12 protein-coding genes are annotated in these 13,584 nt (G+C 69.4%); 6 read left to right on the top strand and 6 right to left on the bottom strand.

Annotated elements, in window-relative coordinates:
* Positions 1 to 90: 90 nt before the first annotated feature.
* The 4 genes from pstB to pstS form a co-directional block, all read right to left on the bottom strand.
* Entirely contained in the window at positions 91 to 867 is a 777-nt protein-coding gene (gene pstB / locus I6A60_RS28360; RefSeq protein ID WP_203017093.1) for a phosphate ABC transporter ATP-binding protein PstB, read from the bottom strand.
* Positions 868 to 965: 98 nt separating this feature from the next.
* Entirely contained in the window at positions 966 to 2,033 is a 1,068-nt protein-coding gene (gene pstA / locus I6A60_RS28355; protein ID WP_203017095.1) for a phosphate ABC transporter permease PstA, read from the bottom strand.
* Entirely contained in the window at positions 2,030 to 3,211 is a 1,182-nt protein-coding gene (locus I6A60_RS28350; protein WP_203017097.1) for a PstC family ABC transporter permease, read from the bottom strand. The genes pstA and I6A60_RS28350 overlap by 4 nt, the downstream gene beginning before the upstream one ends.
* 130 nt (positions 3,212 to 3,341) lie before the next feature.
* The gene (pstS, locus tag I6A60_RS28345) at positions 3,342 to 4,457 is read right to left on the bottom strand and encodes a phosphate ABC transporter substrate-binding protein PstS (RefSeq protein ID WP_203022612.1); all 1,116 of its coding nucleotides are present in this window, start codon (positions 4,455 to 4,457) and stop codon (positions 3,342 to 3,344) included.
* Between the two features lie 508 nt (positions 4,458 to 4,965).
* On the opposite strand from pstS, the gene I6A60_RS28340 reads away from it, so the two are divergent.
* From I6A60_RS28340 to I6A60_RS28315, 6 genes are all read left to right on the top strand, one after another.
* Positions 4,966 to 5,394, top strand: a complete 429-nt coding sequence (locus I6A60_RS28340; protein ID WP_238436412.1) for a hypothetical protein — start codon at positions 4,966 to 4,968, stop codon at positions 5,392 to 5,394.
* A gap of 84 nt (positions 5,395 to 5,478) precedes the next feature.
* A complete protein-coding gene (gene proS / locus I6A60_RS28335) occupies positions 5,479 to 6,885 on the top strand; it encodes a proline--tRNA ligase (RefSeq protein ID WP_203022613.1) in 1,407 nt (468 codons plus the stop codon).
* Positions 6,886 to 7,214: 329 nt separating this feature from the next.
* A complete protein-coding gene (locus tag I6A60_RS28330; RefSeq protein ID WP_203022614.1) occupies positions 7,215 to 8,078 on the top strand; it encodes an amidohydrolase family protein in 864 nt (287 codons plus the stop codon).
* Positions 8,079 to 8,186: 108 nt separating this feature from the next.
* A complete protein-coding gene (locus tag I6A60_RS28325; protein WP_203022615.1) occupies positions 8,187 to 10,406 on the top strand; it encodes an acyl-CoA dehydrogenase in 2,220 nt (739 codons plus the stop codon).
* A gap of 164 nt (positions 10,407 to 10,570) precedes the next feature.
* Positions 10,571 to 11,221 carry a TetR family transcriptional regulator gene (locus tag I6A60_RS28320; RefSeq protein WP_203022616.1) on the top strand — a complete coding sequence of 217 codons (651 nt, stop codon included), beginning with the start codon at positions 10,571 to 10,573 and terminating at the stop codon, positions 11,219 to 11,221.
* A 172-nt stretch (positions 11,222 to 11,393) separates the two neighbouring features.
* A complete protein-coding gene (locus tag I6A60_RS28315; protein WP_307873905.1) occupies positions 11,394 to 11,669 on the top strand; it encodes a hypothetical protein in 276 nt (91 codons plus the stop codon).
* Between the two features lie 134 nt (positions 11,670 to 11,803).
* Here the strand turns inward: I6A60_RS28315 and I6A60_RS28310 are convergent, their stop codons facing one another.
* Entirely contained in the window at positions 11,804 to 12,838 is a 1,035-nt protein-coding gene (locus tag I6A60_RS28310) for an ABC transporter substrate-binding protein (RefSeq protein ID WP_203022618.1), read from the bottom strand.
* Positions 12,835 to 13,560: an ABC transporter permease gene (locus tag I6A60_RS28305; RefSeq protein ID WP_307873904.1), complete on the bottom strand. Its 726-nt coding sequence runs from the start codon at positions 13,558 to 13,560 to the stop codon at positions 12,835 to 12,837. The genes I6A60_RS28310 and I6A60_RS28305 overlap by 4 nt, the downstream gene beginning before the upstream one ends.
* Between the last annotated feature and the right edge of the window lie 24 nt (positions 13,561 to 13,584).

Raw genomic sequence — 13,584 nt, 5'->3', positions numbered from 1 at the left:
GCGCGGCCACTACCACCCGGCCCCCCGCGGGGGCTGGAGCCGCGGCGGCCGGCACAACGGGAGCTCCCGCCTCGACGGGAAGGGACATGCTCAGCCGAACCGTCCGGAGATGTAGTCCTCGGTCCGCTTCTCCGCCGGGTTGCTGAAGATCTTGGTGGTCTTGTCGTACTCGATCAGCTTGCCGGGCTGACCGGTCGCTTCCAGCGAGAAGAACGCGGTCGCGTCGCTCACCCGGGAGGCCTGCTGCATGTTGTGGGTGACGATCACGATGGTGTAGCTGTTCTTCAGCTTCTGGATGAGGTCCTCGATCGCGAGCGTCGAGATCGGGTCGAGCGCGGAGCACGGCTCGTCCATGAGCAGCACCTCGGGCTCGACCGCGATGGCGCGGGCGATGCAGAGCCGCTGCTGCTGGCCGCCGGAAAGCCCGGCACCCGGCCGGCCGAGCCGGTCCTTGACCTCTTCCCAGAGGTTCGCGCCCTTCAGCGACTCCTCGACCCGCTCGTCGAGCAGCGACTTCTTGCGGACGCCGTTGAGCTTCAGCCCGGCGATCACGTTCTCGTAGATCGACATGGTCGGGAACGGGTTCGGCCGCTGGAAGACCATGCCGACCCGGCGACGCACGTTGACCGGGTCGACCCCGGGGCCGTACAGGTCCTCGCCGTCGAGCAGGACCTTGCCCTCGACGCGCGCGCCTGGAATGACCTCATGCATCCGGTTGAGGGTGCGCAGCACGGTCGACTTGCCGCAGCCGGACGGGCCGATGAACGCGGTGACGTTCTTCGGCTCGATGGCGAGCTCCACATTCGACACGGCCTTGAACTTGCCGTAGAAGATGTCGATGCCCTGGATATCGATTCGGGTGGCCATTGCTACCTCTGCTACCTGAGCCGCCGGGGCTCGCTCGACACGACGGTGAGTTCGGGGTGTGTCCGGGACGGAATCGGGCTGAGCATTTCCCCGGCCCGTCAGACCTTGGCCCGGCGCGACGCGAGCCGGGCGATGAGGTTGAGCAGCATGATCAAGATGATCAGTGTGAGCGCGCCGGCCCAGGCACGGGCGATCGCGGACGCCTGCGGCTTGGTGGCCTCGGTGAAGATGAAGATCGGCAGCGACGACTGGTGACCCACGAACGGGTTGGAGTTGATGTAGTCGTTGCCGAAGATCGTAAGGAGCAGTGGCGCCGTCTCGCCGGCCACCCGGGAGATGGCCAGCATGACGCCGGTCACAATGCCGGGCAGCGCGGTCGGGATGACGACCTTCATAATCGTCCGCCACCGCTCGATCCCGAGGGCGAAGCTCGCCTCGCGCAGCTCGTTCGGGACGAGCTTGAGCATTTCCTCGGTCGAGCGGACCACCGTCGGGATCATCAGGATGACCAGGGCGAGCGAGCCCGCGAAACCCGTCTGGTGCTGGTGCAGCAACAGGATGTAGAACGCGAAGATGAACAGGCCGGCGACGATCGACGGCAGACCGGTCAGCACGTCGACGAAGAAGCTGATCGTCCGGCTCAGCCGGTTCCGCCGGCCGTATTCGACCAGGTAGACCGCGACCAGCACCCCGAACGGGACGGAGATCAGGCTGGCGATGCCGATCTGCTCGAGCGTCCCGATCAGCGCCGCGTAGACACCACCGCCGGCGTCCCGGGCGCTGATCCCCGCCATCGAGTGGGTCAGGAAGCTGATGTCCAGCCGGCTGGCGCCCTTGAGGATGACCTGGAGCAGCACCGCGACCAGCGGGATGAGCGCGAGCAGCAGCGTGCCGAAGATGATGGTCCGCACGAACCGGTCGACGGCGCGACGACTGCCTTCCACCAGGGTGGAGGCGACCGTCTGGCCGATCCCGTAGAGCAGGATGGCGATCAGCCCGGTCTGGATCTTGCCCTGGATCGACGTGGCGAAGTACAGCACCAGCGCGACGGCGATCGCGCCGACCGCTACCGCCGGCAGCGCGTACGCCGGAAGCTGGTTGCCCTTGAGGTGCAGATGGTCGTCGGACGGGGCGCCGGCCGGCGCCTCGGCGGTCGCAGTGGTCACGTGGCGCTCCCGGAGAACTCGGCGCGCCGGGCGATGACCGCGCGAGCCGCCATGTTTACGATCATGGTGACGATGAACAGCACCAGACCGGAGGCGATCAGGGCACCGCGACCGTTGTCGTTCGCCTCGCCGAAGGCGTTCGCGATGTTCGCGGCGATCGTGTTACCGGCGGGCGTCAGGACGCGCCACGGGATGTTGAACGACGCCGGCAGCACCAGGGCGACCGCGATGGTCTCACCCATGGCGCGGCCGAGGCCGAGCATCGCGCCGCTGATCACGCCCGGCTTGCCGTAGGGCAGCACCGCGGTGCGGATCATCTCCCAGCGGGTGGCGCCGAGCGCCAACGCCGCCTCCTTGTGCGCCGTCGGCACCTGACGGAAGACCTCACGCGAGATGGCGGCGATCGTGGGGAGGATCATCACGGCCAGCACGACGCTGGCGACGAAGATGCCTCGGCCGACGAGGCCGGCGCCATGCGTGTTGAAGATGCCGATGCTGTCCGGCGCCTTGGCGATGCCGGCGACGATCCCGACGAACAAGCCGAGCGTGCCGCCCGACATCGCGAACGCTCCGACGGTCCCCCGGCCCACGAGACGCTGGACGACGATGCCGATGATCACGCCGGCCAGCTCGGGCCAGGGGAACCACAGCATGTACTGGTTCATCCAGGACTCGATGCCGATCATGTGCGGCACCAGGACCACAAGGCCCCACAGTCCGTAGATGACGCTGGGCACCGCGGCGAGCAGGTCCACCACGTAGGCGATCGGGTCGGCGACCCGGCGCGGCGCGTAGTTCGTGATGCACAGCGCGATGCCGACCCCTACCGGCACGGCGAGGACCATCGCGATGGCCGCGGTGATGACCGTTCCGGACAGCAGCGCGGCGATGCCGAAGACCGGCGGGACGTCGTTCGGGTTCCACTTCTTCGTGGTGAAGAAGTTGCCCTTGTTCGCGCCCAGCGCGCCGGTGGCCTTCACAACGAGAAAAACGGCGATGGCTGCGATGAGAAGCAGCAGCGCAACGCCGCAGGCGCGGGTCAGGTTCTTGAACAGGGAGTCGGCGAGGCTGACCTTCGCCTTGCCGCCCTCGGGCGTGATGGGAGGAGGTGGCTCGATGCCTTCAGTCCCCCCCGGCCCAGCAGGACCGCCCGGCTCGATGGCCGGCTCTGTCGTCATCGTCCCCTCCTAGTCAGCTGGATCAATGTGCCCGGCCGCGACCGGGGTGAGGACACCCCGGTCGCGGCCGGACGGACAACCGTCAACGCGGTACGGACCCGCGCCTGTCAGGTAGCCGCTTGGTTCGGTGTTACGGGAGGGTGGCGATGACGCCGCGGACCTTGGTGGCCAGCGACGAGGGCAGCGGGGAGTAGCCCAGGTCGGTGATCGAGGACTGGCCCGCGTCAGAGGTGGCGTAGGTGAGGAAGGACTTCACCAGGCCGGCCTTCGCCGGGTCCTGACCCGCGGTGCAGACGATCTCGTAGGAGATCAGGTAGATCGGGTACGCGCCGGCGACCTTGGACGTGTAGTCGAAGGTGACCTTGAGGTCGTTGCCGTCGGCCACCGTGGCGGTCGACAGGCCCTTCGAAGCGGCGTCCGTGCTGGCCTTGACGTACTCGCCGTTCGCGTTCTTGATCTCGGCGGTCGGCAGGCCGGCGTTGTCGGCGTAGGACTCCTCGACGTAGCCGATGGCGCCCGCGGTCGACTTGACGACCGAGGTGATGCCGTCGCTACCCTTGGCGCCCTGGCCGCCCGGGGCCTTCCAGTCCGAGCTGTGGTCGGTCGGGTAGTCAGCCGCAGCCGCACCGTGCAGGAACTTGGAGAAGTTGTCGGTGGTGCCCGAGCTGTCCGACCGGTGGATGGACTGGATCGGGGTGCTGGGCAGGGAGACGCCGGCGTTCTCAGCCTTGATCGCCGGGTCGTCCCACTTGGTGATCGTGTTCGAGAAGATCTTGGCGACCAGCGACGGCGACAGCTTCAGCGTCGAGACACCGGACAGGTTGTAGATCAGGGTGATCGGGCCGGCGACGGTCGGGATGTCGATGGCCGAGCCGCCGGTGCAGACGGCGTCCGCCTGCGCCTTCTGCGGGTCCGCGAGCGCCGAGTCGGAGCCGGCGAAGTCAACCTGCTTGGCGATGAAGGCGGTGCGGCCCGCGCCGGAGCCGACCGACGCGTACTGGATCTGCGCGCCGCTGCACTTCGCCGTGTAGTCCTTGACCCACTGGTCCATGGCGTTCTTCTGCGCCGACGAACCGGAGCCGCTGACGCTCCCGGTGGCGCAGCTGATCGTCGCGGCCGACGTGCCGGCGGCCGACGGAGTCGAGCCGCCACCGCCGCTGTTGTTGTCCGAGCCACAAGCCGCGACCCCGAGCAGCGCCGCGACGGCGATGCCGGCGGCGGCGGACTGACGCTTGCCTACCTTCACGAGTAGCCCTTCTGAATGGCGCCCGAAGGCACCTGCCCCCAGCAGTCCGATCCGGACCGCCGATGGAACATCGAAGTCGGCCACGATGAACCCAGAATGAACAAACCCGAACACAAACCAGACACACACCGGAACAGCTACCCGTATGCGGTGATCCTCTGGCATCGAGGCCAGGTGATCACAAAAACGACTACGAACGGTAACCGTTCGGTTTTGTTCACCTCCACGGAGACCACTGTGGGACTACGCAGGGCGTCCCGGTCGCCACCTCCGTCGACGGCCGACCAGCCCGCGCCGACCGCGCGACCAGACGCCGGGCCCGTTTTCCAGAGACACACCAGGCGATGGCCGGGTAACTACGCAACGCAACCAACGTGGGCCAAGCGCTGCCCAGCGCCCCAATCGCCCCGAGATCACCCTTCACTGATCACCCGTGCGGGCTGATTGCTGCACAGCAACGCCGTTGTTGCTGACAGCATGCGTCAGGTAGCCGCAGGTCATGGAGACGATGACGACTCCGACCGGCAGCGGCCGCGCGGCGACCGAGCACGGGGCCGGTGCCCGCAGGCAGAAGGAGACGTCAATGAACGACACCGCCGCCGGCGCCGGTGACCTCAGGACCGGAGGCGAGCTCGACCCCGAGCCCGGCCACCTCGCGGAGCTGCCTCGCTCGCTCGCCGTGGTGACGACCGCCCGCGAGGGGAACGCGGTCGAGCACCAGCTTCTGATCTCGCCTGGGGCGACGGCAGCCGACGTCACCGCCGCGATGATCCTGATGCCCCCGGCCGCGGCCCTGGTCGGTCACCGCGGCGCCGGCGACGTCGCTCTCGTGTTCCGCGAGCCGGCCGGGCCTGCCGCCGACGCGGCGCTCTGGCTTGCCGGTTCGAGCATGCCCGAACCCCGCGATGACCTTGGCCGCGACGACGACCGGGGGTAGCGCTCACCGGTCCGCGCGCGGCCGGTTGGTCCGGCCACGCAGGGCTATCGCTCGTACGACGGGTGCGGGCAATATCGTGGACGCGTGGCCGTACTGACGCTTCGTTCCGACGACTTCCCCCGCTGGTATCAGGACGTGATCGCGAAGGCCGAGCTGGCCGACAACGGTCCGGTCCGGGGGTCGATGGTGATCCGACCGTACGGCTACTCGCTCTGGGAACGGATGCAGGCCGACGTCGACGCCCGGATCAAGGCGGCCGGCGCCGTCAACGCGTACTTCCCGCTGTTGATCCCGGAGAGCTACCTGCGCCGGGAGGCCGACCACGTCGAGGGGTTCAGCCCGGAGCTCGCGGTCGTCACCCACGGCGGTGGCAAGGAGCTGGAGGAACCGGCCGTCGTCCGGCCGACCAGTGAAACGGTCATCGGCGAGTACATGGCCAAGTGGACGCAGAGCTACCGCGATCTGCCGCTGCTGCTCAACCAGTGGGCGAACGTCGTCCGCTGGGAGCTGCGGCCACGGCTGTTCCTGCGTACCAGCGAGTTCCTCTGGCAGGAGGGCCACACCGCGCACGTGGACGGCCCCGATGCCGCGGCTTATGCCCGGCGGATCGCGCTGGAGGTCTACCAGGACTTCATGGTCTCGGTGCTGGCCATGCCCGTCTTCGTCGGGCGCAAGACCCGCAAGGAGCGCTTCGCCGGCGCGATCAACACCCTCACCTGCGAGGGCATGATGGGCGACGGCAAGGCGCTGCAGATGGCCACCAGCCACGAGCTCGGCCAGAACTTCGCCCGCGCCTTCGACATCGACTACCTCGGTGCCGACGGAGCCCGTCACCTGGCCTGGACCACCTCGTGGGGCTCGTCCACCCGGATGGTCGGCGGGCTGATCATGGCCCACGGTGACGACGCCGGCCTGCGCGTCCCGCCGCGGCTGGCCCCGACCCAGGTCGTCGTGCTGCCGGTCCGGGACGACGAAAAGGTCGTGGCCGCGGCGACCCAGGTCGTCGACGCGCTGAAGGCCGCCGGGGTGCGGGTCGCGCTGGACGCGCGGCCGGGGCTGTCGTTCGGCCGCCGGGTCACCGACTGGGAGCTCAAGGGCGTGCCGGTCCGCGTCGAGGTCGGTCCGCGTGACCTGGCCGTCGGCAACGTCACCCTGGCCCGTCGCGACACCGGAGAGAAGATCACCGCCCCGCTCGCCGAGGCGGCGGCACGCGTCCCCGCGCTGCTCGACGACGTCCAGGCCGACCTCTACCAGCAGGCCCTCGCGCTGCGCGACTCCCGGACCGCCGACGTCACCTCGCTCGCGGACGCGATCGAGGCGGCCGCCACGGGCTTCGCCCGGCTCCCCTGGCGCCTGGTCGGCGACGAGGGCGAGGCCCGCCTCGCCGCCGAGTCCCTGACCGTGCGCTGCATCCAGAACGCCGACGGCACCCTGCCCGCCGGCACGGACGACACCGACGACCTGGTCTGCCTGGTGGCCAGGGCTTACTGACCCAATCGATCGGCCCACGCGGGTCGATCCAGCGCCCACGGGCCCGGCCGCGTCACCATGCGGCCGGGCCCGTGGCGTCTGCCTGGCCGATGCTTCCGGCGGGCACCCGGGTAGAACTACGTTTCGCTGCCACGAGGCCTGCCAGTACGGCAACCCTTGACTGTCATGGAACCGGATTTCAGACTAGGCCCAGGCTGGACGGGCTGGTGCGAGCGCAGAGGCGGTCGAGGCATCCGGGCACCGGCCGGCGAGCCGGGCCCGCTCCGGTTCGACTCGATCGTGGCCGGCGGTCCGCGCCACGGCCTGGCACCTGGCGACGAGGATGTGAGATGGCGTTCCCCACCGGAGTCCCGATCATCGACACGATGATCGGCTTCCCGCAGCCCGGCACCTCGCAGTACGACTTCATCCGGCGGCAGCTCAAGGACACCGAGTCCAAGGAGTTCGCCTTCCCGGCCGAGTACATGTTCAAGAACGTCCCGCACGACCTGCCGACCGACGACCCGGTGAGCGTCACGCTGCACGAGATGGACCGGTTCGGCGTCGAGAAGGGCCTGATCGGGTGCGCCGGCGAGTCCGCCCGCGTCGCGCTGAAGAAGTTCCCGGACCGGTTCGTCCCGAGTGGCAACATCAACGACCCGAACGACGTCATGGGCACCGTCCGCGCCATCGTCCGGGACTACGAGGAGTACGGCATCCGGGCCGTCGGCGCCTTCCCGTCCGGGACCTTCCCGCAGGTCGCGATCAACGACGAGAAGATGTACCCGGCGTACGCGAAGTGCGTCGAGCTGGGCATCGCGGTGTTCTGTTGCGCCGGTGTCCCCGGGCCGCGCCTGAAGTTCGAGCCGCAGCGGGTCGAACTGATCGACCAGGTCATGTTCGACTTCCCCGACCTCGTCTTCGTCACCCGGCACGGCTGCGAGCCGTGGACCGACCTGGCCGTGAAGCTGCTGCTCAAGTGGCCGAACCTGTACTACTCGACCTCCGCCTTCACGCCGAAGTACTACCCGAAGGCGATCGTCGACTTCGCGAACACCCGCGGCGCAGACAAGATCCTCTACGCCGGGTACTTCCCGATGGGCCTCACGCTTGAACGGATCATGACGGATATGCCGACCGTGCCGTTCCGCGACCACGTGTGGCCGAAGTTCCTGCACGAGAACGCCCGCAAGGTCCTCAAGCTCGACGGGTAAGCCGCTCCATCCCCCAGCAGGCCTTTCCCCCTCGCTCGGGCCACGCGCCGCGACCACCGCCGGCGGCGAGACCCGAGCGGCCGAACGCCGAGATCCCGAGGAGTCGCAGTGTCGATTGGTCTGACGGAGGAGCACTCCGCGCTCGCCGCCTCCGTGCGCGGTTTCGTCACCCGCCATGCCCCGTCCACCGCGACCCGCGCCGAGCTCGACCAGTACGCGGTCGGCAAACCGGTTCCGTACTGGGACGGGCTGGTTGAGCTGGGGCTGACGTCGCTGCACCTGCCCGAGGAGTTCGCCGGCGCAGGCGCGGGCTATGTGGAGCTGGCCGTCGCGCTGGAGGAGACCGCCCGCGGCCTGGTGCCCGGGCATCTGCTCCCGACCGTGCTGACCAGCGCGCTGCTGGCCCGCCACGGTGGCGATGACCTGCGCAAGCGGCATCTGCCCGGGCTGGCCGCCGGAACCCGCGGTGCCAGCGCGCTGGCCGCCGCCGGGCCGCGCGCGACGCCGGCCGGCGACGGCGGCTACACCGTGTCCGGCGTGAGCGTCCCGGTGCTCGGCGCGGCGGGTGCGGAGCTGCTCCTGCTCGGGGCTCGGCTCGACGACGGCGAGCTGTGGTTCGTCACCGACCCGGACGCCCCCGGGCTGCGGGTCGAGCCGGCCACCGCCGTCGACCTGACCCGCGGCGTCGCCCGCATCCGGCTCGACGGGGTCCGGATCGACGCCGAACAGGTGGTCGCCCTCGACACCGAGTCCGCGCGCACGCTCGCGGTCGTCCTCTTCGCCGCCGAGGCGGTCGGCGTCGCTCGCTGGCTGCTCACCACCGGTGTGGAGTACGTCAAGGTGCGCGAGCAGTTCGGCCAGGTGGTTGGCTCGTTCCAGGCCATCAAGCATCGGTGCGCGCGGATGCTGGTCCGGGTCGAGACGATGTCGGCCGCCGCCTGGGACGCGGCCCGCGCCGTCGAGCAGGGCGACGAGCAACTCGCGCTCGCCGCCGCCGAGGCGGCCGTTCTGTGCCTCGCCGGCGCCACCGAGCTGGGCCTGGACACCGTCACCCTGTTGGGCGGCATCGGTTACACCTGGGAACACGACACCCACCTGTACTGGCGGCGCGCGATGGCGTTGGAAAGCCTGCTCGGGCCTGTTTCGGCTTTCGAGCACCGGCTCGGCGAGCTGGTCGGCGGCGCGCCGCGGGAAACCGTTGGACAGTCGGCCGCCGCCGGCGGGCTGACCCGCGACTTCACGCTTGAGCTGCCGGACGAGGACCCGGCGTTCCGGGCCCGGATCGCCTCGGTGCTCAGCGAGGTCGCAAGCCTTCCCGCGGCCGATCAACAGCGCCGGCTGGCCGACGAGGGGCTGGTTCTCCCGCACTATCCACGCCCCTACGGGATCGCGGCGACACCGCTGGAGCAGCTCGTCATCCAGCAGGAATACGAACGGTCCGGTGTCACCCAGCCGAAGACCATCATCGGTGAATGGGCGATGCCGACGATCCTCGCGCACGGCACCGACGAGCAGAAGGCGACACTCGTACCGGCGACACTGCGCGGCGAGATCACCTGGTGTCAGCTGTTCAGCGAGCCCGGGGCTGGTTCGGACCTCGCGGCCCTGTCCACCAGGGCGGAGAAGGTCGAGGGCGGCTGGCGGCTCAACGGCCAGAAGGTCTGGAACTCGATGGCCGAACGGGCGAACTACGGCATCTGCCTGGCCAGGACCAATCCGGACGTGCCCAAGCACCGCGGCATCTCGTATTTCCTGGTCGACATGAAGACGCCCGGCATCGACGTGCGCCCGCTGCGCGAGGCCAATGGCAACTACCTGTTCAACGAGGTCTTCTTCACCGACGTCCTCGTGCCGGAGGACCGGATCGTCGGTGAGCCCGACAAGGGCTGGGCGCTGGCCCGCACGACCCTCGGCAACGAACGCGTGGCGATGGGCGGCATGCGCGAGCTGCGCATGGACCTGCCCGCGCTCGCGGCTTCCGGCGAGCTCGTGACCGATCCCGGCGACGTGCGCCGCGACATCGGCGCCCTGTACGCCCTCGCGTTCGCGCTGTCGGCGATGTCGTTGCGCTCCACGCTGCGCACGCTTTCCGGCCTGCGGCCGGGCGCCGAGGCGAGCGTCGCGAAGGTGGCGGCCAGTTTCCTGAACACCGACGTGGGGACGCGTGTCCTGCGCTGGTTCGGCCCGGCGGCCGCGAGTGCCGACGGTCCGGCGGCGGCCGCCGTCCACCAGTACCTCAGCATCCCGCCACACCTGATCGGCGGCGGCACCATCGAAATCCAGCTCAATGTCATCTCCGAACGCGTTCTCGGCCTCCCGCGCGGATGACGCCCCAAGTGTCGCGACCGGCCGGACGATCCGTGCTCGGCCGGTCGCTAGAACTCCGTTTCGAGTGTGACCTGAGCCTCGGCAATGGCGCGCGCGGAGCGACCCCATACCGCGCGGCAGGCCTGCCGGCGGGATTGAAACCGGCTTCCAGGTAGCCTGGGAAGGTGGCGAAAGAGGAAACGCTGCCGCAGCCGGTGAGCACGATGACGGCTGCGCAGCTCGCGCGACGACGGCGGCTGACGGACGCCGTGATCGAAATGATCGACCAGGTGCCGCCGGACCAGCTCCAGATGCGCGATGTCGCCGAACGTTCCGGTGTCGCGCTCGGGACTGCGTACCGCTATTTCTCGTCGAAGGACCACCTCCTGGCCGCCGCCTGGGCCGACTGGCAGCGGCGGCTGACCGACCGGGTACGCGGCGAGGTCTCCCGTGACCATGGGAGAAGCGGTTCAGGAGCCGTGCAGCCCGCCGGGGCCTGCACCCGCGTCGTCGGCTTTCTGCACCGGGAGATCCGGGCCTTCCAGCGCCACCCGAACTTTGCCCGGCTCGTCACGCACGTGGAGGTCGCCAGCGACCCGTTCGCGAGCGAGGAGCTCGCCGGTCTCGCCGACGACAACCGGACCGTGATGGCCGCCCTGATGAACGGTGTGCCGCCGGAGGTGGCCCGCCCCGCGACGATCGCGATCAATGCGACGCTCGCGTCCGGGCTGGCCTCCTGGACCGCCGGGCGTCTCACCTTCCCCGATCTCGTCCGCCAGCTGGAGGACGTCACCCGCCTCGTTCTTCGCGACTACGACGACACCGCCACCGGCTGACGTTCCGGCGACACGGCCGGCAACCAGACGGGCCCGTCGCCACACCCGACGGTCGGCGCTCCGGGCACGTCCGATGTCGCAATCGGGACAAAATGGGACTCGGTGTTCCGGTTCTCGCCAACATGGGCGAGCACCGTGAACTGGACGAGGGGAAAGACCCATGAGGATCCGCGTGGTCGTCGCGTCGCTTCTCGCGGTGGCCGCAATCGTGGCCACGGCGACCGGCTGCTCGCAGAAGGCCCGGGAGGTCGGCCGCGACGCGCCGGTTTCCAGCCACGACGACAAGCCCGCCCGGCTCATCAACATGCCGGACGGCTTCAGCAACGTTTCGGCCAAATGCGACGGCCCGAACATGGTCTACGTCGTCTACCATTCCGACAGCGCCTACGGCTCGGTCGCGATCGCGCCGAACGACCCGCGCTGCCAGACAGCCGGGAACACCGGCTGACCTTTCTGCCCTCTCCCGAGATCGGCGCCGTTCGCGCCATCGCCTGCGGCTAGTGATCGCCGTTTTGGGCGGAGGTCCACGGAGAGCGGTGTCCACGGGCCATCGATCGCGTCCCGGCGCGCCCGAGCCGCCGGTCAGCCCGCCGGCAGGTAGCTGTTGGTGACGACGTCGGCGGCCTTCACCGGCTTGTCGATGAGCTTCTGAGCCGACATCCAGTCCGCGAAGCTCTGCCAGGCGGCCGGATCCTGGTGGCCGAAGCCGGCCGCGTTACGCAGCAGGGGAACGGTCGCGTCGACCATCTTGGGCAGGACCGCCGGGTCGTAGCCCTCGGCAACCTTGGCGATCGTCGCGGAGGCGGTCGCGGGGTCGGTCAGGACGGCCGCGTTGCCCTTGGCGAGTGCAGCCAGGAAGTCCCGGACCAGCTTCTGATAGGCGGGATCGGACTTCAGCCGGCTCGCCTTGGCGATGACGACCAGTTCGGCGTAGTTCGGCACCCCGGCCGCAGTGACCGGGATGACCGTCGGCTTCAGGCCCTGGGCGGCCAGTTGGACCGCTTCGACGTTGCGGAAGCCGCCCAGGGTCGCGTCGACGTTGCCGGTCACCATCGCGGCAATCAGGTCCTGGCCGACGTCGACCTTCTTCACCGATCCGGCGTCGACGTGGTTCTGGGCAAGGATCGTCTTGAGGAAGGCGTCCTGGGTGGCGAGCCCGGCCGTGGCGACGCGAGCGCCGGCCAGGTCCGAGATGGCGTGCACGCGGGACTTGTCCGTCGCGATGATCGAGGTCAGCGCGGTGGGGACCAGCGCGCCGACGGACACGACGTCCAGGCCCTGAGACCCGGCGATGATGGTCTCCGGCTCGTAGGAGATGCCGAGGTCGACCTTTCCGGTGCTGACCAGCTTGGTCGGGTCGGACGGGTCGGACGGCGCCTGGAGCGTGACGTCGAGACCGGCGGCCTTGAAGTAGCCGGCCGCGCGGGCCGAATAGAGGGCGACATGGTCCGGGTTCGGATCCCAGTCCAGGAGCACGGTCGTCTTGCGGGTCTGCGCGCCACCACTGGCGTCAGACGACTTGGTGCCCCCGCCGCAGGCAGTCAGGACAAGTACTCCGGCCATCAGCGCCGAAGCGGCACCCAGGCCGGTCAGCAGCCGAGATCGGTGTGCTCTCATCGGACCTTCTTCCCTTCGTGAGCCCAGCCGACCAGCAACCGCTCCAGGACGGTGACCAGCACGAACAGGGCGACAGACATCGCGGAGAGCAGCGCGATCGCGGCGAAGACCAGCGCGCTCTGCAACTGCGGAACGGCCTGGCGCATCACGTGCCCGAGGCCGTCGGAGGAACCGGAATACTCGCCGAACACGGCGGCGGTCGCCGCATACGCCGCTGACAGCCGCAGCCCGGTGAACATGGACGGAAGCGCCGCCGGCAGCTCCACTCGTCGGAAGATGGCCCAGCGATTGCCATAAAGGGTGCGCATCAGCCGGACGAGGTCCGGGTCCACGGCCGCCAGACCGTCCAACGTCGCGACCACGATGGGAAAGAAGCAGAGCAGTGCGACCAGGATCAGTTTCGGCGTCAGCGTGTAGCCGAAGATGATCGCGAGAACCGGGGCGATCACGACCACGGGCACGGTCTGCGAGCCGATCAGCCAGGGATACAGCGCCGCCCGGGCGATCCGGGAGAAATGCAGGCAGGAAGCGGTCAGCAGCCCGGCGGCCACCGCGATCGCGAACCCGAGCAGGACCTCCGTCAGGGTCACCCAGGTGGCGCTCGCCAATGTGCCGCTCCAGCGGTTGACCAGCGCTCGGACGACCGCGCTCGGCGCCGGCAGGATGTAGTCCTCGACGCCGAACACGACGGTGGCCAGCTCCCAGGCAGCCAGGATCGCCACCAGAACAACCGCGGCCGGGCCATA

The organism is Frankia sp. AgB1.9 (genome assembly GCF_016786355.1).
GTDB lineage: Bacteria > Actinomycetota > Actinomycetes > Frankiales > Frankiaceae > Pseudofrankia.
Note: the sequence above shows the minus strand (reverse complement) of the source record. Positions and strands in the feature narration are given on the sequence as shown.

What these genes read in the sequence shown, in the direction of transcription:
- I6A60_RS28310 (WP_203022618.1), bottom strand. Translation starts at nt 12,838, where the DNA reads ATGAGAGCACACCGATCTCGGCTGCTGACCGGCCTGGGTGCCGCTTCG.
- pstB (WP_203017093.1), bottom strand. Translation starts at nt 867, where the DNA reads ATGGCCACCCGAATCGATATCCAGGGCATCGACATCTTCTACGGCAAG.
- I6A60_RS28340 (WP_238436412.1), top strand. Translation starts at nt 4,966, where the DNA reads ATGACGACTCCGACCGGCAGCGGCCGCGCGGCGACCGAGCACGGGGCC.
- I6A60_RS28330 (WP_203022614.1), top strand. Translation starts at nt 7,215, where the DNA reads ATGGCGTTCCCCACCGGAGTCCCGATCATCGACACGATGATCGGCTTC.
- I6A60_RS28350 (WP_203017097.1), bottom strand. Translation starts at nt 3,211, where the DNA reads ATGACGACAGAGCCGGCCATCGAGCCGGGCGGTCCTGCTGGGCCGGGG.